Raw genomic sequence first — 24,136 nt, 5'->3', positions numbered from 1 at the left:
GCAGCAAACCCCGGCAGCGGCTCCCCGGGGGTATGTAGCTGTTTGCGACGGTTTCAGCGGGGGTGGGGTGTACTTGAAGACGCCCCAACCACGGTCACCAGGTCCACTTGACGGGCGGACGCGGGCCTGGGCGGTACTCGCAGTAGGAGCCGGTGCGGATCGTGGTGTCCAGGTGGTGGCCGAGCTCCGGGTCGCCCTCGGTGATCCGCGCGATGATCGTGCGCAGGCTGCGGGTCACGTTGAGCCGGGCGCGTTCCGCGCTGGAGCCGGTCCTGCGGTCCCGCCCGCCGAGCCCCACCGCGCCGCTGAGCTCCCGGACCAGCGCGTCGATCTCCGCCTGGACGCTGTCGACGCGGGCCGGGTCGTTGTAGGACTCCGCCTCGTCACGATCCGCCCGCAGCTCGGCCAGCCGGGCGCGGTAGGCCGACTTCGCCGCCGCGTCGAGCACGGGAAGTCCTTGCTGGGTAACGCTTTCCTCTCCGACGAGGTCGAGGACGTGCAGCTCGGCGCCGGGCCGGGACAGCAGCCGTACCAGGTAGCCGATCCCCTTGGTGTTCTTCAGCCGCACCACGCTCTGTCCACAGTGGAGTGACCAGTACTCGCCCTCGCGGCGCAGCGACGCGGACCGCGTGACCTCGGCCGGTGCCACGTGGCCGAGCGCTTCCCCGTGCAGCAGCTCCATCCCGAGCTCGGCGCACTCGTCCCGGACCTCGGCCGCCAACGCCGCGCCGCGCGCCGTCCCGGCCAGCAACCGCGCGTGGTCCAGGCTGATGCGGGCGAACAACGGACGCGCGCGCATCGACTTGGCCTGCGAAGCCGCGGCGGTGAGATAGCCATCGGCGTCCGCACGGGACAACATCATCGCCATCAGGCCGAGCGCGTGCGACACCAGGCCGTGCACCACTCCGGCGCCGACCGCGACGCACCCGTCGTAGGGGCGCAACACCTCGAACAACGCCTCGGCGTGATCATGAGCGCCGGTTCGGTAGGCGATCTCCGAAAGCATCGTCAGCAGGCAGATCCCCAGCGGCTGCCCGGCGATCGACGGAGCGCCCTGCGACATCGCCATGTCGAGAAACGCTTTGGGCTCCGCGGTTTTCCCGAGCTTCGCCTGCACGAGCGCGCTGACGCAGTGGCCGAACGCGGTGAACTCCGGGCGCTGCGACATCCGCCTTGCGTACGCGGCGAGCTGGGCCTCGGTCTCCGCGCGGTCGCCCCGCGCCAGGGCGACCGAGGTCTTGTGCTGGTGGTAGAGGTGTTCCGCCGCCTCGATGTGCGCGCGCTCCCCGAGGGCGAGCGCCTCCTCGATCAACGCCTCGGAAGCGGCGAACCTGCCGTCGAGGAAGGCGAAGTGCGCGGCGATGCACCGGTGGTAGAACAACCGCAGTGGCCCGCGCAGTTCCTCGGCGCATCTCCCATACGCCACAAGGGCTTTCTCCGCCTCGACCCGATCGCCCAGCTCGACCAGGCAGACCACCCGCCACAGCGCGCCGTCGACGACCAGGTTCTCATCACCCGCCCGCTTGGCCAGTCCGATGATCTCCACGGCGGTCCGCAACCGATCCCCCGCGTTGTCAGGGGTCCAGTGCGCGTTGTGCATCGTGCCCAGGACTTCGGCCAGCGTCGCGGGATCGTCGACGGCGCGCGCCACCTGCTCCGCCTCCGCGACGAGCACGGCCCGGCGGTCCTCGGTCCCCGGCACCAGGACCAGCTCCCGGGAAAGCCGCGCGAGCAACCGGGCGCGGAGCGCGGGGTCCTTGTCCTCCAAGGTGTCCAGCGCGTACTCGAGGTTGGCGATCAGCTTCGGCTCGTTCGCCCACAGCTCGTCCCGCACGCAGCACCCGAGCGCGGCCAAGCCCAAGGACCGCACGTCACCGATGGCCTTCGCGAGGTCGAACGCGGCCTGGTAGGTCTGCGCGGCGAGCTTGCCGTTGCCCGCGCGCCACTGGGCGAGCGCGAGGTTCATCAGGATCTCGCAGCGTTGCGGCCCTTCACCTTCGGCGACAGCCGCCGCGGCGCGGGCGAAGTGCCGGACCGCGTCCTCGAAGGCGAGCGAGCGCATGGCGTGCTTGCCCGCGAGGACGTCGTACTGCACCGCCTGCTGCGGGCCGTTGCCCCGGCTGAAGTGGTGCGCGACGCGGCTCGCGACCGCGCCCTGGTCGGTGGAACGCGCGAGGATCACCTTGCCCGCACGGCGATGCAGCGCTTCGCGGTCGGCGACGTCGAGCCTCCGGTAGAGCGCGTCGCGCAGCAGGGCGTGCAGGAAACGCAGCCGGTCGCCGTCCGCCGCGATCAGCACGCGGCGGCGCAGCGACTCGGAGAGCCGCCCGCGCACGTCCGCGACGGCGAGGTTCGCCAGATCCGCCAGCTCGGCCGGGTCGAACTCCGCGCCGAGCACCGCCGCCGTGGACAGCAGCGCCACCTCGTCCGCGCCGAGCAGGGACAGGCGCCGGTCGATCACGTGCTCCACCGCGGCGGGAACGTCCTCGCCGGAGCCGCCCGCGCCGAGCAGCCTGGCGACCTCACCGGCGAACAACGGGTTGCCGCCGCTGCTGCGGTGCACCTTGGTCACGAGGTCGGCATCCGGCCGCGTGGCGGTGATCGAGCGCATCAACTGGCCGACCTCGTCCTGGTCGAGCCCGGCGATGTCCAGCCTCGGCCCGAAGCGGCGCAGCTGCGGCAGCCGCTCGGTCAGCGCGGAGTCCTCGGCGTCCACGTCGCGATAGGTGCCGATCACCAGCAGCCCGGCCTGGCGCAGCAGATGACCGAGGAACTCCAGGTAGCGCAGTGATCCCTCATCGGCCCAGTGCAGGTCCTCCAGCACCACCACCAGCGGTTTCTCGGCCGCGCGCCCGACCAGCACCCTGGTCAGCGTGTCGAACAGGCGAAAGCGCGTCGACTCGTCCTCACTGGCGCCCGGATCGCCTGCCTCGCGCTCGGGCAGCAGGCGGCTCAGGTACCGCGCGTCACCGCCGACGAGCCCGGAAACCCTGTCCCAGCCCCAATCCGCGACGCAGCTCCGCAGCACCTGCACGAACGGCCAGTACGGCGACTGCCCCTGGCCCGGCCAGCAGCCGCCCCACAGCACCCGGACGTCCCGCTCGCCCGCCGTCGTGGCGAAGCGCTCGACCAGCGTCGTCTTCCCGATCCCGGCCTCACCGGCGACGAGCACCAGCGACCCCCGCCCGGCCACGGCCCGGTCCAGCAGCCCGGTGAGCTCCGCGAGGGCATTGCGCCGCCCCACAAAGGAAAGTGCATCGTGCATTTCGGCCCCCTTGCGCGTTCCCCCGGGCGCAGCCCATCAGTGCCGGGGCTGCCGCGCCAACACTATTTCGCTACCAGAAAGGGCGAATTGCCCATAAGTGCAGAAAAGACCACCCGTTTGCCAGAGCGGCCGGTTTCTGTGGGATCAACCACGACACCGCGAACCGGAGCCGCTCCGCGTGCAAACGTGGGCATCACCATCACCACGCGGAGGTGCGGCAATGGGGGTCGGCCTGCTGGTCGCGGGACTGGTCGTGCTGGTCGGCGCGCTGGTCCAGGGCTCGGTCGGCTACGGGCTGAACCTGCTCGCCGGGCCGCTGCTGGCGTTGATCGACCCGATGCTCGTTCCCGTACCGGTCCTGATGATCGCCTGCGTTCAAGCCGCGCTCGCCGTCGCGCGGGAGCACAAGCACACCGACTGGCGCGGGGTCGGCTGGGCGATGGTGGGCAGGCTGCCGGGCAACGTGCTGGGCGTGCTCGCGGTGGCCGCGCTGCCGTTGGCGCAGTTCAACATCGCGATCGGCGTGTCCGTGCTGATCTGCGTCGGGCTGTCCCTGCTGTCGCTGAAGCTCACGCCGACGCGGCCAGGCTTGGTGGTGGCCGGGGCCGCGAGCGGCGCGTTCGGCACGGCGTCCTCGATCGGTGGGCCACCGATCGCCTTGCTGTACCAGCACTCCACCGGCCCGGTCGTGCGAGCGACGCTCGGCGCCTACTTCCTGCTGGCGTCCATTTCCTCCGTGCTGACCCTGTGGATCGCCGGGCAGGTACGCGTAGAGCACCTGGGCGCGGCGGCGGTGCTGCTGCCGTTCATGCTGGCGGGCTTCGCGGTGTCGAGCCCGCTGCGCAAGTTCCTCCGCGGCCCCCGCCTGCGCTACGCCGTCCTCGCCGTCGCCGCGGTCAGCGCCACGTTTCTCGTACTACGCAACATTCTCTAGCGGCGTTCGCCGGTCTTCAAGTACACCCCACCCCCCAAGTTGATCACCGTTAAGTGCGCTGAACCCCCTGACGCCCGGCGCCGGGTTGGGGGCGGTTTACGGTGATCGACAAGGGGGTCTGTGGTACTTGAAGACCGGCGAACTCGGTCAGAGCAGGGCTCCGGTCAGCGGGTCGTAGTGGTGCACGGAGCCGGGCAGGGTGAGCACGCCGTCGCGCACATCGTCGGTCGCGCGCACCGTCGTCAGCGGCTGGCCGTCGCGGAGGACCTGTGCGCCCTCGGTCAGTCCGCCCGGAACAGGCAGGACGCCGTACGTGGGGCCGTTGGGCACGGCGATGTCCAGGCCGCCATCGGCGCGAATGGTCAGCGTGACGATGAGTTGGCCCTCCGCGTCGTGAATCGGCGCGGGATCGCCGACGTAGAACTTCTTCCGTCCCTCACCCACGACATCCATGCCGTTGTAGAAGTTCGCGCCCGCCTTGTCGACCCAAAAGTGCGGCACATGTGCCTTGGGAGCACTGAACGTCTGCCCCGGGTAGTACGACAAGTGCCAGTGCGGCGGATTGTCGGTGTGCAGGGTGTTGTTGGTTTCGAAACCCATCAACGCGAAGAAGTGCCCACGCTGCCGCGCTTTCTCGACGAGCCCTGAATCCCGCAGCACCACGTCGGCGGCGGCCATGTGGTTCACCACCGCCTTCACCTGCCCCGCGGGCCACGCCACCGAAGTCCACGGCCCGGCGACGCGATCCGGATCGTTGTGCTCCACCCGCCAGTAGCGGCCGCTCGCGGTGGAACCGCTGAGGTAGCTGGACACCTGCACGGTCCAGCTGGCCGCGTTCGGGCTCGCCGCGAGCACCGGCACCGTGAACCGCACGCGCTCGGGCTCCACGACCGGCGTGATCCGGTTCTTGCCTTCGACGACAACGCTGATCGGAGTGCCCGGCCAGCGCATCGAGATCTCCACGCCGGTGCTGCGCGGCCCCTGCACGTAGAAGTAGAACTCGGCGCGGCTCGCCACCTGGTGCTTCTCGCCGGGCACCATCGTGTAGCCCGCGGGCAGCGTGATCTCCGGCGTGCTCGGCGCGCTGGCCGTCGTTTTCACCAGGCGCACGGCCGCGTAGCTGACAGGCTCCTCCGGCACACCGAGCTGAAGTGCGGCAAGGGCTACTACGAGCAGAAGACGCACGAGTACCTCCGGATCAGCGATGCGGGAGGCAGAACCTAGTCATGTACCGCGCGCACCGCGACCCCCGTCGAGCCACGCCGAAAACGTCGCGCCAAAAGGAGTAGCGGCGGCAGCAGGACGCATTGCGCCGCAACGACGAGCCAGAACGTCGTGCCGCCGACGCTGTCGTAGAGCACTCCGCCGACCAAGCCGCTCGCGCACGCGCCCAGCCCCGCCGCGAGCCGTTGCTGGCCGAAAACCACAGCGGCCGACCGCGGTGTGGTGTCCAGCGCGACAAGCTCGTTCTTGAGGAACAACACGATGTCGCCCAACGTGATCAGCACGGCTCCGACCAGGATCGCGTGCGGCAGCACCGCCATGCCCACGGTGAATCCCGCGAAGCCGATCAGCAGCGCGTAGCGGTAAGGCATGCGCGCCACCGCACCGGAGACCAGCGGCTGCAACACGATCACGAGCCCGGCATTGATCAACAGCACCACCGAGTAGAACTCCGGCGACGTCCTCGGCACCGCGAACACGGCGAGGAAGTGCTGCATGAAGAAGTACAGGTAGAAGCTGATAGCGGTGGCGCAGAACGGAAGCAGGCTCAGCCCGGCCAACGGCGACGCCTCCCGTCGTTGCGGGACCGGCCGCTCTGGGAGCAACGCGTGCCCGAACGTCATTGCCAGGAACAGGCCGCTGACCACCGCGAAGACCAGCCCCGGCGCGCTGAGCACGAACGGCCCCGCGAGCAGCGGTCCCGCCGCCATGCCCGCGTTGAGCGCGGCGTTGCTCGCCGACAGGAACAGCGGCCGCCGCTCCCCGCTGACGCCCTCGACCAGGTAAGCCTTGTTGGCGGGCAGGTAGAGCGCCGCGCCGCAGCAGGTGAGCACGAGCGCGAGCACCGCGGCCGGTGACCAGCTCAACCCAGCGAGGAAGCAGCAGAACCCGGACGTCCGCACCACCAGCGCCAGCACCATCGCGCGCCGCACACCGATCCGCTCGGCCACCACGCCGCCCACGATGCCGCCGGAGAACTGCACCAGCGACGCCACCGCGAGCACCACGCCGACCGTGCCCAGCCCCAAACCGAAGCGCTCGTGCAGGAACACCGACATGAACGGCAGCACCATGAAGCTGCCCAACGGGATCAGGAACGAACTGACCAGCAGGAAACGTGCCGAAGGATCAAACTTCACTGGTGCGCACCCGAATCGTCCCCGCCGCGGCGACGACCCGGTGCACGGCCAGCTCCGCGGTCTCGGCCTCCGCGAGCACCATGCCGACGCAGCCTCGGTGATCCCCGAGGTGCTCGATCCGAACCCCGGGCCGCTTGGTCGGCAACCACTGCGGTGCCCCAGGTAGCTTGTAGAGCCCGGAAAGCCCGCTCACCTCGGTGAAAATCCCCGTCTCCTCGGGATAGCTGAGGGTGAACGCGACGGCCGGACCGCCGGGAAGCTCGGTCCCGATCAGCTCGGGCCGCTCCCCCAGCGCGAGCTGCACTGCCGCGCGATAAACGTTGTAGCCCAACGCACGGCACATCGACTCCGCCACCTGAGCCCCGCCGATGCGCGGGTTGATCTCGATGACCTCCGGGCCCGTCGCTGTCATCGCGAACTCAACGTGCGCGAAGCGGTCGGTGTACCCCACGGCCGCGAGCACCTTGCCGACCCACGCGGACAGTTCGGCGAGCTGGTGTTGCGGGAAAGCGACGGGGAAAGCCGTCACCGACTCGACGAACCGCGGCGGCGGGCTCATCAGCCTGCTGGAGACGCCGAGCAGCCGGGTGTGCCCACGCCAGGTCAGCGTCTCGGCGCTGTACACCGGCCCGTGCAGGAACGGTTCGGCCAGCAGCGTTCCGGTCAGCGTCGCGGCCTCGGCCTCGGCGCGGAGCACGTCCAGATCCGCCGCGTCGCGCACGAGCCACACGTTGCGACTGCCCGTTCCCGCGGAGTCCTTCACCACCGCGGGCAGGCCGGTCGCCCGGGACAGCAGCTCGATGTCCAGCTCTGCCGCGGTGACGCGTTCCGCCGCGCCGGAGGACAAACCCTTCTCCCACAACAGGTTCCGCACCTCGAACTTGTCACGGGCGAAGCGGACGCGCTCGGCCGCGAGGCCGGGGAGGCCGAACTGCTCGGCCAGCTCGGCCCCGGCGACCGCCCACGTGTCGGTCGAGCTGATCAGCCCGCGCACGCCCGGCAACGCGTCGATCGCCTTGCGCACCGCGTCCTGGTCGAAGGTGTCCACCAGGACCACGTCGAGCTGGTCCTCCCGCAGGGAAGCCAGTTCGTGCTGGTAGAAGTCGGGGTCCTGGGTGAGCAGGCACAGCCGCTCACCGAGATCCGAGGCGGCCTCGACCAGCCTGCGCAGGCCGAAAGTGAGTGACTCCAACACAACGATGGTCATCGCGCCGCTCCTGAGCTGATGAGTGCGCCGCGGCTCCACGATCTGCGGTTCCACGACATCGCCGACCACGGCATCACCAGGTCGGCGGGATCGGTGATCTCGGCCGGAGCGAGTCCGCGCGCGTCGACCGCCTCGGCGTGCCGGGCGAAAACCCTTTCCACATAACGGTGTCCGGTGTCGGCGGCGATCACCAGGTGCACGCGGTCGGGGTCGCGCTCCGCCTCCCACCGGCCGACGAGGTGGGCCGCGCCGCTGGAGAGCCCGGCGAACACCGCGTGCTCGCGCAGCAGCGCCACCGAACCCGCCATGGCGTGGGTGAAGCCGAGCCAGTGCATCCGGTCGTACAGCTCGTGCCGGACGTTGCCGAACTCGATCGCGCTGCCGATGCCCGCGATGATCGCCTCCGGATCGCTGTGCGCCTCGCTGCCGAAGGTGACGCTGCCGAAGGGCTGCACCCCGATCAGCCGGACCGTGTCGTCCTCGCGGCGCAGGAAACTCGTGAGCCCGCCGGTGGACGCGCCGGACCCGACCCCGCCGACCACCGCGAGCGGACGCCCGCCGAGCCCGGCCGCTGCCAGCTCCTCACGGATCTGCCCGGCCACCTCCGCGTAGCCGAGGTAGTGGATCTGGTCGTGGTACTGCCGCATCCAGTGCACGTCGGGGCGCTCCGCCAGCAGCTCGTGCACCCTGGCCACCCGACGGTCCTGGTCCTGCCGCAGGTCGGCCGACGGCGGCATCTGCTCGATGGTCGCGCCGAGGATGTCCAGCTGCGCGCGCACCGTCTCGTCCACTGTGGTCGACGCGATGATGTGGCAGCGCATCCCGTGGCGGTGGCAGGCCAGCGCGAGGGACACCGCGTAGATGCCGCTGGAGCTGTCCACCAAGGTCTGTCCTCTGTGGACGATCCCGTTGTCGAGCAGCCAGCGCACCGCGGCGAGGGCGGAGTAGATCTTCATCGTCTCGAACCGGACCAGCACGACGTTCTCGGCCAGCCGGACCAGGCGCGGCACGGACAGCGCGTCCGCGATGTGGTCATGCACGGTCGAACCCTCCGGAGGCGAAACTGCACTGCATGCCGAGCATGCGGAAGAACGACGACAGCTCGTCCATCAGCACCCGGGACGGCCGCCGCCGGAAGAGGTAACCCAGCAGCGAGCCGGTGTGCGCGACGAAGATCCCGTCCGCGCCGAAGCGCCGCCGTTGGGCCAGCACCTCCGCGAACCCGTCCTTCGGCAGCACCTTCTGGGACAGCGTCGCGCTGTGCGTCGAAGCCCGCGCGATCCGCGCGTGGTCTCCGGCCGAGAACCCGGCGAGCAGCTCCCCCAGACAGTCCACATAGGACTTGTCATGCGCCGCGTAGTGCTCCAGCAGCAACGGGGTGACCCCGGCGGTGTCGACGGCGGCCCCGGCCGAGACGAAGCAGGTGTGGAAGCCGACCCGCGCGCCGAGCGTGCGCACCACCTCGTGCCGCGCACTGAGGTAGAGCGCGAACTCGTCGAGGAACACGCTGTCGGCGCGCTCGATCGCGGCCAGGATCTTGATCACCACGGCCTGGTCGTAGCGGATGCCGGTGAAGCGGAACAGGCAGCGGAGGGTGGCCACGATGTCGGCGGTGGAGCTGGCCATGCCGACGCCGACCGTGAGTTCCGAATGGGTGCTCCACGTGCCCGCGGGCAGCTCGATCCCGTAGTGCCACAGGAACAGCTCCACGGCGCGAGCCGATTTCGGGAACGCGGGCCGCGGCCGGGCGCTGCCGCCGTCCGGGGTGAAGTAGGCCCAGGCGTGCCGGTCCACCGGAAAGGACACCAGCGCGATCGCGCGCTCCCCGTGCCGCGTCATCGGCCCCTGGAACAGCTCGCCGAGGGTGCCGTGGCAGACACCGGAGCTGACCAGCGGTGACGCGGTCGGCACCACCGGCGGTGCCACGCAGGGTACGGCGCTCATCCGGACCTCCTTCGCTTCAGGCCAACGACTGTATACAGCTGCATACACTCAGCGAAAGCAAAGAATCTCTGAACCCGAAAGGCTTGACCAGGCTCGGTCTGGGCGCTCCTAGCGGCCCTGCCGCGCGTTCCGGCGGGCGGTGTTCATGTGCTCCCGGGACAGCCTCGCGGCCTCTTCGACATCGCGGCGGGCCAGGGCCGCCACGATGTCCTCGTGCTCGGCCAGCGCCTCCTGGACGAACTCGGCCGAGCTGAAGGCTCGACTGCTCGTCCGCACCACGAACGCGTTCAGCTTGTCGGCGATCAGGCTCAGCGTGCGGTTACCGGCGACCGCGTAGATCTCCGCGTGGAAGTCCAGGTTCGCCTTCACCATCCCGGCCAGGTCGCCCGCGGCGTGACCGTCCCGCACCCGGTCGTTGGCGCGGTGCAACCGGGCGAGGTTGTCGCCGGTGATCCGCTCCGCCGCCAGTGCGGCGGCGAGGCCGTCCAGCGCCGCGCGCACCTGGAAGATCTCGTCCACCTCCTCGGGCCCCACCGCGACCACGACCAGGCCCTTCAGCGCGTCGGGGGCGATCAGGCCGTCCGCGGTCAGGCGCTTGACCGCCTCCCGGACGGGGGTGCGGCTGACGTTGAACCGGGTGGCCAGCCGGGTCTCGACGAGGCGGCTGCCGTCGCTGAGCTGGCCCGAGACGATGCGCTGGCGCAGCGCGAGGTACACCCGCTCGCTGGTGCTCAGCCCCTCGTCCCCGGCCAGCGGCCAGCACCCGGCGACCTCGTTCTCCACCGTCACACCCCCAGCATCGCCGTTCAACTGCTGAAAGAGCCTAACGGCGCGGTTCAGCGCTGGAGAGTCAACAGGAAGACCCTGATCCGCCGCGAACCGGCCCGCTCGGCGTAGGTCTCGTAGGCGGGCCAGTGCTCGACGATCCGCCCCCACAGCTCCTCGCGCAGCTCGCCCTCGGCCAGTTCCGCCCGCACCGCAAGGGGTTTCGACCGCACCAGGGCCTCGGCGTCCGGGTTGGCGATCAGGTTCGCCGACCACGCCGGGTGCTTCGGCCCGCCCCAGTTCGAGGCGGTCACGATGAACCCGCGCGGATGCGGCACGTAGAGCAGCGGCACCGCGCGCGGCTGCCCGCTCTTGCGGCCGGTGGTGGTCAGCAGCATCGACGGCAGGCCGAGCAGCGCCAGCAGGCTGATCCTGCCCTTGGACCGGCGCTGCACGGCCAGGTCGACGGGCACGAAGGCCCGGCCGAGATCGGAGAACCACTTCTTCCGGCCGAGCCGACGCGCCATCGCGGTAATCGGATTCACGTTCCGTAGGTTACCCGCCGGTAGTCGCCGTCACCTGCGCGAGTGCCACGGAGAACCGCCCGGCCGAGTCGGTCCAGAACCGGCGCAGCGCCAGCCCGGCCGCGCGCAGCTCGTCGGCCAGCCCCTGTCTGCGGAACTTCGCCGAGGTCTCGGTGCGCAGCTCCTCCCCTTCGGCGAAGGACAGGTTCAGCCCCAGTTCGGCGACCGTCACCGCCATGGCCCGCCGCGCCCGCAGCACCATCTCGATCCGCTCGGCCCCGGTGTTCCACCGCGCGACGTGCTCGAACTCCCCGACCTCGAAGTCCGCGCCCAGCTCCCGGTTGAGCACGTGCAGCACGTTGCGGTTGAACTCCGCGGTCACGCCCGCGGCGTCGTCGTAGGCGGGGACCAGCACGCCGGGGTCCTTCACCAGGTCCGCGCCGAGGAGCAGCCACTCCCCCGGCTCCAGGGTGTCGCGCACGGAGCGCAGGAACACCGCGCGCTCCTCCGGCTCCAGGTTGCCGATCGTGCCGCCGAGGAAGGCGATCATGCGGTTGGGCACGGCCGGGATCGCGTCGAGGTGCGCGGTGAAGTCGCCGACCACGCCGTGCACCTCGACGTCGGTGTACTCCGAGGCGATCGAGGACGCGGCCATGGCCAGCGCGCTGGTGGAGACGTCCAGCGGCACGAAGCGCTTCAGCAGCCCCTGCCGGTGCAGCGCGTCCAGCAGCAGCCTGGTCTTCTCCGAGGAGCCCGATCCCAGCTCCACCAGCGTCTCCGCCCCGGTCACCCTGGCGATCTCGTCGGCCTCGCGGTCCAGCACCTCCCGCTCGGCCCGGGTCGGGTAGTACTCGGGGAGGCGGGTGATGTCCTCGAACAGCGCGCTGCCCCGCGCGTCGTAGAACCACTTGGGCGGCAACCACTTCGGTGTCGCGGTGAGGCCCGCGAGCACATCGGCGCGCAGGGAGCGCGCGGCATCGGCCTCGGTGTGGTGCAGGTCGAGCACGAGCTGTGGCATGGCAAAGCTCCTAGAGACTCTCAATGTCCACAGTGGACTCACTGGCGACGACAAGCTGCTTGTCCGACAGCGCTGTCCATTCGGGGCTGTCGTCGATGGGTTCGGAGGAGACCAGCACGCCGTCGCCGGTGTGGCGCACCGACAACGCGTGGTCCCAGGTGGTCGCGGCGAGCTGCCGCCCGTTGGTGAGCATCAGGTTCAGCCGCGAGTTCGAGGCGGCCGCGTCGACCTCGGCGACCACCTCGGCCAGCGCGTCCCTCGGCGGGACACCGGCGCGCAGCCGGTCCCGCACGAGCGCCCACAGCACCGCCGAGTCGGTCGGCGCGTCCAGGGTGATCAGGTCCACGGTCGGCAGCCGCGCGGCGAGCCCGGCCAGCGACACCGGCCACCCGTCGACACGGCCGTTGTGGCTGAACAACCACTCGCCGTCGGCGAAGGGCGCGTTCGCGGTCTCCACCACGGGCATGCCCACCGTCGCCGAGCGCACAGCGGCCAGCACCGCGCCGCTGCTCGTCGTCCCGGCCAGCGAGGCGAACGTCGCGTCGCTCCACAGTGGACGGACGGTGCGGTAGCGCGTTGGCTCGGGCCGGAGGGTGCTGTACCACCCGACGCCGAAGCCGTCCGCGTTGATCGTGCCGCCGCCGCGCATGTCCTCCGGCGCCCAGGACTGGCGCATCAGCGAACGCGGCGGCAGCAACAGCAGCTCGCCCAGCAGGATCGACCTGCCGAGGTAGCCGAGGTGTCTGCACACGGGGCTACCCCTGGGCGCGTTTCGCAGGTCTCGTTCGATGAGAGTCGGGATCGGGGTCGTTCCTGGCAAGACGGCGGGAAGGCCGCGTACCGGTGTTGTACGTGGGCTTTTCGGCGGCGCCGCCAGGGGCGGGCTCGGCCCGGCTATCGCGAACACGGACCTGCGAAACACGCCCTGGCTCCCCACCCCCTGGCGTTCGCGCACAACGGAATCCGGCGAAGATCTGCCTGCGGATCGGGTAGTCCCAGTTGCGGAACGTGCCCCGGCAGGCCACCGCGTCAGTGCCGAAGCAACCGCCGCGCAGCATCTTGTAGTCGGGGCCGAAGAAGACCTCGGAGTACTCGCGGTACGGGAACGCGGTGAATCCCGGGTAGCCGTGGAGGTCGGTGTCCACCCACTCCCACACGTCACCGATCAGCTGCCGCACGCCCAGCGGCGACGCGCCCGCCGGGTAGCTCCCGACCTCCGCGGGCCGCAGGTGCCGCTGGCCGAGGTTGGCGTGCTGTGGCCCGGGATTCTCGTCACCCCAAGGGAATCTGCGCGAGCGACCGCTCTCCGGGTCGAACCGCGCCGCCTTCTCCCACTCCGCCTCCGTTGGCAGCCGCTTGCCCGCCCACCGCGCGTACGCCTGCGCCTCGTGGAAGCTGACGTGCACGACGGGCTCGGCATCGCGCACCGGCCCGATCACGCCGAAGCAGTCGCGCAGCCAACGATCCCCGTCCCGCCGCCAGTACAGGGGCGCGCGCAGGTTGGACTTGACGCGGTGTTCCCACCCCGCCTCGGTCCACAGTTCCGCGCGCTCGTACCCGCCATCGGCCATGAACTCCTGGTACTGCCCGCAGCTGACCGGCGTGGTGTCGATGAAGAACGCGTCGACGTGCACCTGGTGCGCCGGGCGTTCGTTGTCCAGCGCCCACGGTTCGGTCGACGTGCCCATCGTGAACGGTCCACCCTGCACCAGAACCTCGTGCGGCAGAACGGTTCCGTCCGCTTTGGGAGGATCTTCCGCGTGCAGCACCGCGGTGCTCTTGCGGGTCTGGTGCGTGATCAGCATGGTCTCGTCGTGCTGTTGCTCGTGCTGCACGAGCATGCCGAAGGCGAAGGCGTTCTCCACCAGCCTGCGCCCCCGCAACGGCACTCGGTCGACAATGTCCATCGTCTTGCGCCGCACCTGGTCCACGTACTGCCGCGCCTCACCGGGCTTGAGCAACGGCAGCGCGGGCCGCGACGCGCGCGAGTGCTTGAAGGCGTCGTAGAGCTCGTCGATGTCGCTGCGCACCGCGGGCAGCCCGCCGACGTCGCGCACCAGCCACAGCTCTTCCTGGTTGCCGATGTGCGCGAGGTCCCAGATCAGCGGCGACATCAACGGCGAGTGCTGCCGCACCAGCTCGTCGTCGTCGAGCACGTCGGTCAGCGCCGCGCTGCGCAGCCTGGCCCGCTCCAGTTCGGCCGCGGCCTTGGCGCGCAAGGACTCCTGCTCGGTCGTCGTCATGCCGGATCACCCGCCCGCACGTGTTCGAGGGATTCGATCACCAGCGACGCCAGCTCGGCGGGCAGCCCCAGCGCGGGAATCGCGCGGGCGCCCAGCTCGAAGACCCGCTCGGCGACCAGGGCCAGCACCGGATCGGCCAGCCCGTACCGCGCCGCCGCCTCCCAGCGGTCGGCCGCGTCCACCGTCACGTCCAGTACGGCGTCCACAGTGGACTCCTGGTGGAACAGCGCGGTGAGCAGCACCAGCGGCACCACCCACTCCCCGGTCGGCTGCGCGTCCAGGTAGCGCACTTCGAGGTAGCCGCGCGGCCGGACCGGCGGGAACAGCGTGCTGATGTGGTAGTCGATGTCGTCGGTGGTCGGCGGTGGGGCTATCGCCCCGTCCACCCAGTCGCCGAGGGTGACCCCGGGCGGTGGCGACCAGTCCTCCCCCGGTCTGCGCAGGCACACCAGCGGCGCGTCCAGTGCGTGCCGCGCCCACAGCCGCGCCGGGTCGGCCCCGACTGGCGCGGGCGAGGTGCGAACGGGATCGGTCCCGGCCACCGCGCGCATCCTGGTGGAGGCCCAGCCGGTGCGCGCCCCGTCCAGCTCCGGGGAGTTGGCGAAGGCCGCCGTCAGCACCGGCCCGAGCGCGTGCACCGCGGCCCAGCGCACGGGAACCCGGTGCGGTTCCCCGGCATCGAGGCACACCTGCAAACCGGCGGTGCTGCACATCATGGTCCGGCCGTGCGGGCCGATCGGTTCGAAAGCGCGCTCCATCGCCCGGTAGCGGGGGGTGTCCAGCAGGCGCTTCCGCGGGCGGAACGGATCGGTCCCCCGGGTGCCGAGCACGAGCCCGGAACGACGCAGGAGTTCGACCACGTAAGCGATGTCGGCAGAGGCGACGGAGATCAGGGTGCTCAGTTCGGGCTGCGGGGCGGTCGAGACCTCGACCTGTCCACCGGGCTCCACGGTGAGCATCGAACCGTTGGGCAAGGGCAGTTGCGGGCCGCGGAGCTCGGCGGGCGCGTGGGCGCCGAGCGCGGCGACGAGCTGGTCGTACTCCAGCGGTCTTCGCGGGTCGTCGGCGTGGTGGACGGTCCACTCCAGCTCGACGCCCACCAGACACGGAGGCCCTGTCTTGAAACAGATCGAGGCGATGTAAGCCTCCGCGTGCGCCCTGGTGCTGACGACCTGCGCGCTCGGCGGTGCGGTGCGTGTGGTCAAGATGATCACTCCTGGTGACTCGGGTCATCCCGAAGCTACACACGCCCTCTGACAGTCGCACCCCGTCGACCGTGCCGCCGCCGCCCGGGGAACGACTCGAAAACCGGCCTTCACCAGCGCAACATCACCCGTTCAGCCCCGAGTCACCCGCACCGCCGCACCCCCGCTCTGCACCGATCCCGTTGCGGCACCGGTCGCGCCAGGCGCAACCAATGCCGCAACGGGACTGCCGCTACTGGGTGGACGCGTTGGACCTGCCGTTGAGCACGACGTTCGCGGAACTGTTGGCCACCACGGCGTTCTGGATCGGGACGTCCCAGATCGCCCAGTGCCGCTTGTTGCCGTTGTTGACGCGGTCGGCGAGGACGATGGCGTAGCTCTTCGCGCCCGCGGCTCCGGGCGCCCAGCTCAGCGGCGGCGAAATGTCCTGTCCCGCCTTGCCATCGCCCGCGCCGGTGTACTTCGCCGGGAGCATCGCGTTGTCCGCGAACGCCGAACTCGTGAGCTTGAACTGGCCGGGCCGCGGGTTCGCTCCGGTCAGTTCGATGTGGAAGATCCGGTCATTGTTGGCAGTTCCGTCCTTGTCGGTGGTTGTTGTCAACCAGAGTCCGCCGGACGGTGACTTCTCCACGGTGCGCAGGCGCCCGTACGCGCCCTGGAAGTACGCCTTGGGCGTGTCGACGCCGTCACCGTTGATCTTCATGCGGTACACGCGCTCGCCGGTGGTCTGCGCGACGAAGATGTGGTCGTTGACGATGGTCAGCCCGCTCGGCGAGTTCGACCCGGTAGGAGCGAAAGTGCGCGCGGGACGGCGGAATCCGGGCTTGTCGCAGCCACCGCCGCCGAGCCCGGTCGCGGTGCCCTCGCAGTCGGACCAACCGTAGTTGCCGCCCTTGACGATCAGGTTCAGCTCGTCCATCTGGCTGTTGCCGAACTCCGTCGCCCACAGGCGGCCGCGCGAGTCGAACCCGAGACCCTGCACGTTACGGTGCCCGTAGCTCCACACGGGATTCCCGGCGAACGGGTTGTCCGCGGGAACCTTGCCGTCCGGCGTGATCCGCAGGATCTTGCCCGCGGTGGAGCCGAGGTCCTGCGCGTTCTGGTGCGCCTGCGCGTCGCCGGTGGCCACGTACAGCATGCCGTCCGGACCGAAGCGCAGCCGCCCGCCGTTGTGGAACCGGCTCTGCGGGATGTTGCCGAGCAGAACCTGGTAGCTGGACTGGACGAGCGCGTTGTTCTCGTACTTCATCCGCACGACGCGGTTGCCCTGGTTGGACGAGTGGTAGATGTAGACCCACTTGTCCGAGGCGAAGTTCGGCGACACCTCAAGCCCGAGCAAGCCGCCCTCGCCGCCCGTGGTGACCGCGTTGGGCACCTTGCCCGCCGGGGTGCGCTGACCGCCCTGCGTGAGCTTGAAGACGTTGAAGTTGTTGCGCTCGCTGACCAACGCCGATCCCTCGGGCAGGAACGCCACACCCCACGGAACGTCCACATTGGACGCGATCGTGGTCACGCGGCCGGGCTCGACCCCGCCCCCACCGCCGGGCGGAGCGGTCGTCACGGTGATCTCGTTGCTGTTCGCGGAGCGATTGCCCACAGCGTCACGCGCACGAACCGTGAACTTGTAGGCCGTGCTCGGGCTGAGACCGCCGACCTCGCCCGCGGTTCCCGTTGCGGTGGCAGCCACCTGACCGTCACGCAGGATCTCGTAGCCCGTCACGCCGACGTTGTCCTGCGAAGGACTCCATTGCAGCCCAACACTGTTCGGGCCGACCGTGCCGCGCGCGAGGTTCGTCGGAGCCGAAGGCGCCTCGGTGTCCTGCTGCGCGGGCGGTGTCTTGATGACCACCTCGTTGCTTGCCGCGGAGACATTGCCCGCCGCGTCCTTAGCGAAGACCGTCCACTGGTACTCGGTGTTCGGCGTGAGCCCGTCGATCGTCGTCGACAGCCCAGTAACCGACTTCATGTGCTGGCCGTGCTGGTAAACGTCGTAGCCGACAACGCCGACGTTGTCGCGCGCCGCATCCCACGCGAGCGCGACCGTGGTCGGTGTCGCCGCTCCGTTCGAGCGCAGATTCGTTGGTGCGGTCGGCTTTTCGGTGTCGGCGCCGTCCACGGTCAGCTTGTCCGCGTTCGGCCCGCCCTCAGCCGTCGTGGCCGTCGCGCGGATCTTGTTCTGCCCCGCGGCGAGCGTCGCGGTGACCGTCTTCGTCTGCCAGGTCGTCCACGCGCCGGTCCCAGGGAAGGCCACCGCGCTCGCGGAGATCGCGCCGTTGACGCGGATGTCGACCGGGCGGTTCACCTCGGTTCCGTTGGCGTAGCGCAGGGTCAGCGCGTACGTCCCCGCCTGCGCGGCGGAGACCGTCCACTCGACGTAGCTGCCCGCGACGTTGGTGTAGTTGACGAATCCCCGCCCGGAGAACCCGGCGTGGTTGGACTCGACCGCACCTTGGGAGATCTGTGCGTCCTCGGCCTCGTAGTCGGTCGGCGCCGCGTGCGCGGTCACGGGGATGATCGTTGCGACTAATGCTGCGGCCAACGCCACGGGCCACCTGAACTGGACAGCCACGATGCCTCCAGATGATGAGGGCTTACAGGGGTGCGGCGGCGGTCCGGTGAAAAAGTAAGGAGACTTGCCAGATCTCACCACCGCGCCCGCGCGGCGCACAAGAGCGCGCGGTAAGCGCTTCCCGCAAATCCTCCGAACGGATTCGGCCATCCGGGGCGAGCGGCGGTACCGTTCGCCCCGTCGCGTGAGGTCCCGCCCAAAACGTACGTACGGATTGCACTGGACGCACACCGGCTGCCACCATCTGCGGCGTGCCCAGGGTCAGCCAGGACCACCTCGACGCCCGCCGCCGCCAGATCCTGGACGGCGCGCGGAGCTGTTTCGCCCGCCACGGCTACGAGGGCGCGACCGTGCGCAGGCTGGAAGAAGCCACCGGACTGTCCCGGGGCGCGATCTTCCACCACTTCCGGGACAAGGAGTCGCTGTTCCTCGCGCTGGCCGAGGAGGACGCGCTCCGGATGGCCGAGGTCGTCGCCGAACAGGGCCTGGTGCAGGTGATGCGCGACCTGCTGTCGACCCCGCAGGACATCGGCGGCGAGCACCCGGTGCACTCGCTGGCCACGCGCCTGGAGGTGACGCGGCGCCTGCGCACCGACCCCGACTTCCGCGCCCGCTGGGCCGAGCGCTCGCAACAGCTCACCGAGGCCACCACTGCGCGATTGCAGCGACAGCGCGACGCCGGCAACCTCCGCGACGACGTCGACGTGAAGGTCCTGACCGCGTTCCTGGAACTGGTCCTCGAAGGACTCGTCTCACACCTGGCGATGGGCCTGCCCGCCGACGACCTCGGCCCCGTACTCGACGTCGTCGAGGAAACCGTGCGCCGCCACCGCAACCGCCCCTGAGCCCGCTTCTCCCGTTTCGTACTCATAGCCGCCTATGGGAGCGCTCTTTTTCCCGCTATGAGTACGAAACGGGAGATCTCTAGACGGCTTCGGCCGAGGATGAGCGGGGGCGGAGGGCAAGGCGCACGAGGTGATTCTAGCCTCGGTGCACGACGAGCTTGCCGAAAACGCTGCGCCCGGAAAGCCGGATCACCGCGCCGGAACCACCACTCGTGCCCGCGGCCACATGGCGCTTGCCGAACACGGCTCCGCCCTCGTCGATCACCGTCGCGTCCTCGGGCACGGTCAGCACGACCTTGCCGAACATCGACGAAGCCACGAGGTCGATCTCCTCTCCGGGCCGCGCCGAGCGCAGATCGATGACGGCCGCGCCGAACACCGCGCGCACGCGCAGCGGACTCGTGCCCTCGGGCGCGCGGATGACCTTGCTGAACACGGCGCTGAGCCGCTTGGGGGCGCGGTCGACCGGCACGGGCTGGTGCAGGTCCGCGAGCAGCGGGCTCAGCTCGCCCGCGGTGCGCGCCGCGTACACCTGCTCAAGCCGCTCGGCGTGCTCGGTCCACGTGAGCCTGCCGTCGGCGACCGCGCGGTTCAGCACGACCGCGGCGTTCTCCCGGTCCGCGTCGGAAATCCGCCGCACGAGCGCCGAACCGTCTTCCGGAGTCATCCGGTCCCCCATCCTCTTGTTAACCAAGATTCTTCAGTTCGGAAAAAAGTCGGTCAAGCTCGGTCGTACGGGGGCTACCTTCGAGTAACATGTGTCCGCGTCCCGATCCGGGCCCGGCGGCAGTCCCCGCGCCGGCCAGGCCGGGACGATACTTCTTCGCGGGACGCGGCCCGACCCGGGAGGGACTCGCCATGGGCATCAACGAGGATGTACGGCGGACGGTGTCTTTTCTGGTGGAACGCGCGGCTCTGAGCATCTACTCATCGCGGGGGGACCACGGCGCCAAACTGCTGCGCCGGGGTTCGCACAGCCCCTACCCGCTCTACGAGCGCATCCGCCGCGACGGCGACCTGGTGCGCAGCAAGCTCCAGCTCTACATCACGCCCTCGCACCGGTGGGCCACCCAGATCCTGCGCGATCCGCGGTTCGGCGTCAGCCAGGTCTCGGCGAGCGAGGGCATGCTCATCCCGCTGCCGCCGCGCCCTCCCGAGCCCGTGCACCCCATCGAGGACTCCTTCCTCAGCATGGACCCGCCGGACCACACGCGGCTGCGCAAACTGGTCGCGCCGTGGTTCACCCCCCGCGCGGTGCGCGCCCGCTACGAGCAGATCGAGCGCACGGTCTCCGGCTACCTGGACGAGCTGTCCACGCGGCCCCAGTTCGACCTGGTGCCGCACTTCGCCGACCGCGTGCCGATCCAGGTCATCAGCGACATGCTCGGCGTGCCCGCCCCGGACCACGAGCGGTTCAGCGCGTGGGCCCGCCAGGTCGGCCCGGCCCTGGACGGCGTGCACTCGCTGGCCGAGCAGAAGCGGCTGGACTCGGTGATCGCCGAGCTGCACACGTTCTTCGGCGAGCTGATCGCCTACCGCAGGCGCTCCCCCGGCGAGGACCTGCTGAGCCAGCTGGTTCACTCCGAAGTGGACGGAGCGCCGGTCGCGGACAGGGACCTGCTCGCCACCGCGGGCCTGCTGCTGCTCGCCGGTTTCGGCACCACCCTCAACCTGATCGGCAACGGCGCGCTGGCGCTGCTGGTCAACCGCGACGCGCGCGAGCGCCTGCTCGCCGACTTCAGCCTCGCCGCCAACGTGGTCGAGGAGACGCTGCGGCACAGCCCGCCCGTGCACTTCACCGTCCGCGCGGCGCTGGAGCCGGTCGAGGTCGCCGGGACCACGCTCAAGCCCGGCGACCACGTCGCGGTGCTGCTGGCCGCCGCCAACCGCGATCCCAAGGTCTTCCGCAACCCCGACCGCTTCGACATCATGCGGCGCAACGCCAGGGAACACCTGGCGTTCGCGGGCGGCGTGCACTTCTGCGTCGGCGCGGGACTCGCCAGGATGGAGGGCGAGATCGCGCTGCGCGAGCTGTTCCGCCGCTTCCCGGCACTGCGCCTGGACGGCCAGGTCAAGCGCAACCACGCACGCCTGCTGCCCACCCTGGAGAGCATCCCGGTCTCCCTGGTACGCCGCCGCACGACCGTGCTGTAACCCCGTCCACATCCCCTACGAGACCAACCCCGATCGTGCGCCCACCCTCGTTCCTCGTCCCCCTCAACATCACCAACGCAGCCCAAAAACCCGTTTCGTACTCTTAACGGGTTTTTGGAGCGCTCTTTTTCCCGTTATGAGTACGAAACGGGGTTCTCTAGTTCGCGCGCGCCTTGGGTGGGGTCTGGGGGCGCGTGGTGTGCACGGGCACAGTTTACGTGGTGCGCGACCGCGTTGCTGCGTCCTCTGGCTTAGCTTCAGGGCAGCTGCCGGGACAGTTCTCCGAGGGTCTTCGCGACCAGGGCCTTGTCTCCCACCGCGAGGTAGACCTCGTAAGACAGTTTCGCGTTGGCGGCAACGTCATCCGCGGCCCACGTGACCTGGGTGGCCTGCTCGGAGAAGGTTCCCGGCGTCTTCCGGTCCAGCGTGTAGTAGTAGGCGCCGGACATGAGCTTCGGCCGGACGTGCATTCCGAGGCAGTACTCCCCGGCCGCGGTGCACCGCACCGAGGGATCGGTCGACGCGTCCTGCTTGCGCTCCGTCAGCTCCCCGCCGGTGTAGGTGTACTTCGCGGTGAAGTCCTTCTGCAGGTAGGCGATGAGCAGGCCGTCGAACTTCTCGTAGGCCGCGTCGTTGGTCTCGTAGGTCGCGGCGAGCCGGATCACGTTGTCCAGGCCGGACAATCCGTTGTCGGGTCCCATGTGGACGGACGACGTGAGGGTCGCCTTCGACAGGCCGGAGGTGAAGGGCGCGGCGCCGGGCTGGAGGTCCTTGCCCCTGCAGCCGCCGAAGCCCGGCTTCGGGTCGCCGCGGGTGACGAACATCGCGGGCTGCGAGGTGTAGGTGACCGATTTCCCTTGCGGGGAAACGGAAGTCACCTTGCTCGTGCTCGACTCGTGGAACGGGGCCCTGGCCTTGTCGTCGTCCACCCGCGCCCCGGCCTGGGTCGGGTTGTAGCACTCCGACGGCTCGGCTCCCCGCTTCCAGGCGTGGAAGGCGTACTGCAGCGCCGCTCCGTGGCCGCCGCTGTCGATGAACTCCCTGCCGCCGACCTTCAGCGAGCCGATCGCGCCCGCCAGCGCGGTCGACGTCGTCACGGACACCTCGACCTTCCCGTGCGGCACCGACAGCGTGACGTCCCCGAGCTCGCGGCCGTGGTTGTCCTGCGCGGCGCACCGGGACCGGTAGGTGTTCACGAAGTCGTACCAGGTGGGGTTCTCCGCGCTCTGGTCCGGCGGCACCAGGTCCGCGCACCGCTGCTGAACCGCCCCCGTGACCGGCACCGCACCGACCGCCACGAGCACCAGCGACGCCACCGCTGCCATGATCGTTCTCATCGACATGGCGGCGCAACGTAGTACGAACGGGCCAACTGCGGAACCACCGTTCAACCGAAACCAAACGGCCGCCATCCACAGTGGACGGCGGCCGCTCGGTGGCAGGAGCGCTACTCCGCGCCGCGCATCATCACGCGGATCTTCGGAGCGCTGATCCACAGCAGCACCGCGAGCACGACCGCCGCACCGGCGAACATGCCGAAGTACACCGCGTCCGAAACGCTGCCGTACAGCGGCACCAGCTGCGCCGCGATGCCCTGGCCCGCCGCGATGGACAGGAACCACAGCGCCATCATCTGCGAGACGAACGCCTTCGGCGCCGCCTTCGAGGTCACGGAGAGGCCGATCGGGGACAGCAGCAGCTCACCGAGGGTCTGCACCGCGTAGACCCCCAGCAGCCACAACGGGCTGACCAGGCCACCCGCGCTGGTCGCGTCGGCGAGCACGATCACCCCGAAGGACGCGCCGATCAGCACCAGCGCGATCGCGAACTTGCGCCCGGTCGAGGGCTGCCGCTCGCCCATCCTCATCCAGATCGCGGCCACCAGGGGCGCGAACAGCAGGATGAAGACGGGGTTGACCGACTGGAACCACGACGCCGGGAACTCCATGCCCAGCACGGTGTTCTGCACCTTCTCGCTGGCGTAGAGGTTCAGCACGTTCGCGGCCTGCTCGAAGATCAGGAAGAACATCACCGAGGCGAGGAACAGCGGGATGTAGCCCTTGACCCGGGAGCGCTCGTCGTCGTCGACCAGCGGGCTGCGCAGCAGCACCGCGAAGTACCCGATCGGCAGCAGGATCGACATCAGGCTGATGCCGTTGATGACCAGCTGGAGGTCCAGCATGTCCATCGACCAGAAGATCGCGATCACCAGGACCAGCGCGGCCAGCCCGGCGCCGATGCGGCCGAAGACCTTGCCGCGCTCGTCGGCGGTCAGCGGGTTCACCGGGGCCGCCGTCGCCACACCCAGGTTGCCCTTGCCCAGCACGTACTGGATCAGGCCGAGCGCCATGCCCACGGCCGCGGCGCCGAAGCCGAGGTGGAAGTCGACCTGCTGGCCGAGCCAGCCGGAGATGGTGATCCCGGCGAAGCTGCCCAGGTTGACGCCCATGTAGAAGACGGTGAAACCGGCGTCCCTGCGGGCGTCGTGCTCCGGGTAGAGGCCACCGACCAGGGTGGAGATGTTCGGCTTGAGCAGGCTCGTCCCGAGGATGACCAGCGCGAGCCCGAGGAAGATCGTCGTGCTGCCCGCGGGGATCGCCATGCAGATGTGCCCGGCCATGATCAGCACACCGCCGTAGAGCACCGACCGCTGGCCGCCGAGCAGCCGGTCGGCGATCCAGCCACCGGCCAGCGCGGACATGTAGATCGCCGCACCGTAGGCGCTGACCAGCGAGGAGGCGAGCCCCTTCTCCATCCCGAGGCCGCCCTGGGCGACCGAGGCGGTCAGGAAGAAGATCAGCAGGACGCGCATCCCGTAGTAGGAGAAGCGTTCCCACATCTCGGTGAAGAACAGGGTGGCCAACCCCCACGGGTGGCCGAAGAAGCCCTTCTGTCGCGCGGGCTTCGTGGATTCCGTGGCCGTCACCTTCGACGTCCTCCCTCTGGCAGGTCGCCTCGGGACACGCCGAACCGGACGGCCCCGATGCCGTTGTTGTCTGGACCATAGCGACTCGGTCCCGGTTTCCGTCGAGAGTCGGAAGGACTCAAATCCATGTGACGTGAGACAACTTCGCGACGCCTTTCCGGCAGGACGCGCGGT

19 protein-coding genes are annotated in these 24,136 nt (G+C 69.9%); 3 read left to right on the top strand and 16 right to left on the bottom strand.

The genetic code is table 11. From position 1 onward, the window contains the following. Positions 1 to 94: 94 nt before the first annotated feature. Positions 95 to 3,265, bottom strand: a complete 3,171-nt coding sequence (locus tag NLX83_RS23205) for an ATP-binding protein (protein ID WP_254237230.1) — start codon at positions 3,263 to 3,265, stop codon at positions 95 to 97. 220 nt (positions 3,266 to 3,485) lie between these two features. On the opposite strand from NLX83_RS23205, the gene NLX83_RS23200 reads away from it, so the two are divergent. Further along, complete coding sequence (locus NLX83_RS23200) at positions 3,486 to 4,199, top strand: sulfite exporter TauE/SafE family protein (protein ID WP_254237229.1); 714 nt, start codon at positions 3,486 to 3,488, stop codon at positions 4,197 to 4,199. 147 nt (positions 4,200 to 4,346) lie between these two features. Here the strand turns inward: NLX83_RS23200 and NLX83_RS23195 are convergent, their stop codons facing one another. From NLX83_RS23195 to NLX83_RS23140, 12 genes are all read right to left on the bottom strand, one after another. Beyond that, positions 4,347 to 5,384 carry a hypothetical protein gene (locus NLX83_RS23195; RefSeq protein ID WP_254237228.1) on the bottom strand — a complete coding sequence of 346 codons (1,038 nt, stop codon included), beginning with the start codon at positions 5,382 to 5,384 and terminating at the stop codon, positions 4,347 to 4,349. Positions 5,385 to 5,419: 35 nt separating this feature from the next. After that, positions 5,420 to 6,562, bottom strand: coding sequence for an MFS transporter (locus tag NLX83_RS23190; protein WP_254237227.1), 1,143 nt, complete (start codon positions 6,560 to 6,562; stop codon positions 5,420 to 5,422). Next, complete coding sequence (locus NLX83_RS23185; protein ID WP_254237226.1) at positions 6,552 to 7,769, bottom strand: ATP-grasp domain-containing protein; 1,218 nt, start codon at positions 7,767 to 7,769, stop codon at positions 6,552 to 6,554. Before NLX83_RS23185 ends, NLX83_RS23190 begins: the two co-directional genes overlap by 11 nt. Further along, a complete protein-coding gene (locus tag NLX83_RS23180; RefSeq protein ID WP_254237225.1) occupies positions 7,766 to 8,809 on the bottom strand; it encodes a pyridoxal-phosphate dependent enzyme in 1,044 nt (347 codons plus the stop codon). Before NLX83_RS23180 ends, NLX83_RS23185 begins: the two co-directional genes overlap by 4 nt. Continuing rightward, a complete protein-coding gene (locus NLX83_RS23175) occupies positions 8,802 to 9,713 on the bottom strand; it encodes a GHMP family kinase ATP-binding protein (protein WP_254237224.1) in 912 nt (303 codons plus the stop codon). Before NLX83_RS23175 ends, NLX83_RS23180 begins: the two co-directional genes overlap by 8 nt. Positions 9,714 to 9,821: 108 nt before the next feature. Beyond that, positions 9,822 to 10,502: a GntR family transcriptional regulator gene (locus NLX83_RS23170; protein ID WP_254237223.1), complete on the bottom strand. Its 681-nt coding sequence runs from the start codon at positions 10,500 to 10,502 to the stop codon at positions 9,822 to 9,824. Between the two features lie 47 nt (positions 10,503 to 10,549). Next, positions 10,550 to 11,023 (bottom strand): nitroreductase family deazaflavin-dependent oxidoreductase, encoded by a 474-nt coding sequence (locus tag NLX83_RS23165; RefSeq protein ID WP_254237222.1) that lies wholly within the window; start codon positions 11,021 to 11,023, stop codon positions 10,550 to 10,552. A 10-nt stretch (positions 11,024 to 11,033) separates the two neighbouring features. Next, a complete protein-coding gene (gene egtD / locus NLX83_RS23160) occupies positions 11,034 to 12,020 on the bottom strand; it encodes an L-histidine N(alpha)-methyltransferase (RefSeq protein ID WP_254237221.1) in 987 nt (328 codons plus the stop codon). A gap of 10 nt (positions 12,021 to 12,030) precedes the next feature. Beyond that, positions 12,031 to 12,771 (bottom strand): ergothioneine biosynthesis protein EgtC, encoded by a 741-nt coding sequence (gene egtC / locus NLX83_RS23155; protein WP_254237220.1) that lies wholly within the window; start codon positions 12,769 to 12,771, stop codon positions 12,031 to 12,033. A 4-nt stretch (positions 12,772 to 12,775) separates the two neighbouring features. Then, positions 12,776 to 14,263: an ergothioneine biosynthesis protein EgtB gene (egtB, locus tag NLX83_RS23150; RefSeq protein ID WP_254237219.1), complete on the bottom strand. Its 1,488-nt coding sequence runs from the start codon at positions 14,261 to 14,263 to the stop codon at positions 12,776 to 12,778. After that, positions 14,260 to 15,477: an ergothioneine biosynthesis glutamate--cysteine ligase EgtA gene (gene egtA / locus NLX83_RS23145; protein ID WP_374118796.1), complete on the bottom strand. Its 1,218-nt coding sequence runs from the start codon at positions 15,475 to 15,477 to the stop codon at positions 14,260 to 14,262. The genes egtB and egtA overlap by 4 nt, the downstream gene beginning before the upstream one ends. A 223-nt stretch (positions 15,478 to 15,700) precedes the next feature. Next, the gene (locus NLX83_RS23140) at positions 15,701 to 17,974 is read right to left on the bottom strand and encodes a PQQ-dependent sugar dehydrogenase (RefSeq protein WP_254237217.1); all 2,274 of its coding nucleotides are present in this window, start codon (positions 17,972 to 17,974) and stop codon (positions 15,701 to 15,703) included. 314 nt (positions 17,975 to 18,288) lie between these two features. On the opposite strand from NLX83_RS23140, the gene NLX83_RS23135 reads away from it, so the two are divergent. Next, positions 18,289 to 18,882, top strand: a complete 594-nt coding sequence (locus NLX83_RS23135) for a TetR/AcrR family transcriptional regulator (RefSeq protein ID WP_254237216.1) — start codon at positions 18,289 to 18,291, stop codon at positions 18,880 to 18,882. 136 nt (positions 18,883 to 19,018) lie between these two features. On the opposite strand, the gene NLX83_RS23130 is transcribed toward NLX83_RS23135, so the two are convergent. Further along, positions 19,019 to 19,549: a DUF1707 SHOCT-like domain-containing protein gene (locus NLX83_RS23130; protein WP_254237215.1), complete on the bottom strand. Its 531-nt coding sequence runs from the start codon at positions 19,547 to 19,549 to the stop codon at positions 19,019 to 19,021. 191 nt (positions 19,550 to 19,740) lie between these two features. Between NLX83_RS23130 and NLX83_RS23125 the strand changes: the two genes are divergently transcribed. Continuing rightward, positions 19,741 to 21,036, top strand: coding sequence for a cytochrome P450 (locus NLX83_RS23125; RefSeq protein WP_254237214.1), 1,296 nt, complete (start codon positions 19,741 to 19,743; stop codon positions 21,034 to 21,036). Positions 21,037 to 21,293: 257 nt separating this feature from the next. On the opposite strand, the gene NLX83_RS23120 is transcribed toward NLX83_RS23125, so the two are convergent. Both NLX83_RS23120 and NLX83_RS23115 read right to left on the bottom strand, forming a co-directional pair. Then, complete coding sequence (locus NLX83_RS23120; RefSeq protein WP_254237213.1) at positions 21,294 to 22,379, bottom strand: hypothetical protein; 1,086 nt, start codon at positions 22,377 to 22,379, stop codon at positions 21,294 to 21,296. A gap of 104 nt (positions 22,380 to 22,483) precedes the next feature. After that, positions 22,484 to 23,962, bottom strand: a complete 1,479-nt coding sequence (locus NLX83_RS23115; protein WP_254237212.1) for a peptide MFS transporter — start codon at positions 23,960 to 23,962, stop codon at positions 22,484 to 22,486. Positions 23,963 to 24,136: the final 174 nt, after the last annotated feature.

Origin of the sequence: Allokutzneria sp. A3M-2-11 16, from assembly GCF_024213555.1 — a bacterium.
In the GTDB taxonomy this organism is placed as follows: Bacteria; Actinomycetota; Actinomycetes; order Mycobacteriales; family Pseudonocardiaceae; genus Allokutzneria.
The sequence above is the reverse complement of the archived record's forward strand: the minus strand, read 5'-3'. Positions and strand labels throughout refer to the sequence as shown.

What these genes read in the sequence shown, in the direction of transcription:
- NLX83_RS23125 (WP_254237214.1), top strand. Translation starts at nt 19,741, where the DNA reads ATGGGCATCAACGAGGATGTACGGCGGACGGTGTCTTTTCTGGTGGAA.
- NLX83_RS23200 (WP_254237229.1), top strand. Translation starts at nt 3,486, where the DNA reads ATGGGGGTCGGCCTGCTGGTCGCGGGACTGGTCGTGCTGGTCGGCGCG.
- egtB (WP_254237219.1), bottom strand. Translation starts at nt 14,263, where the DNA reads ATGACGACGACCGAGCAGGAGTCCTTGCGCGCCAAGGCCGCGGCCGAA.
- egtD (WP_254237221.1), bottom strand. Translation starts at nt 12,020, where the DNA reads ATGCCACAGCTCGTGCTCGACCTGCACCACACCGAGGCCGATGCCGCG.
- NLX83_RS23205 (WP_254237230.1), bottom strand. Translation starts at nt 3,265, where the DNA reads ATGCACGATGCACTTTCCTTTGTGGGGCGGCGCAATGCCCTCGCGGAG.
- NLX83_RS23120 (WP_254237213.1), bottom strand. Translation starts at nt 22,379, where the DNA reads ATGTCGATGAGAACGATCATGGCAGCGGTGGCGTCGCTGGTGCTCGTG.
- NLX83_RS23175 (WP_254237224.1), bottom strand. Translation starts at nt 9,713, where the DNA reads ATGAGCGCCGTACCCTGCGTGGCACCGCCGGTGGTGCCGACCGCGTCA.
- NLX83_RS23185 (WP_254237226.1), bottom strand. Translation starts at nt 7,769, where the DNA reads ATGACCATCGTTGTGTTGGAGTCACTCACTTTCGGCCTGCGCAGGCTG.
- NLX83_RS23130 (WP_254237215.1), bottom strand. Translation starts at nt 19,549, where the DNA reads ATGACTCCGGAAGACGGTTCGGCGCTCGTGCGGCGGATTTCCGACGCG.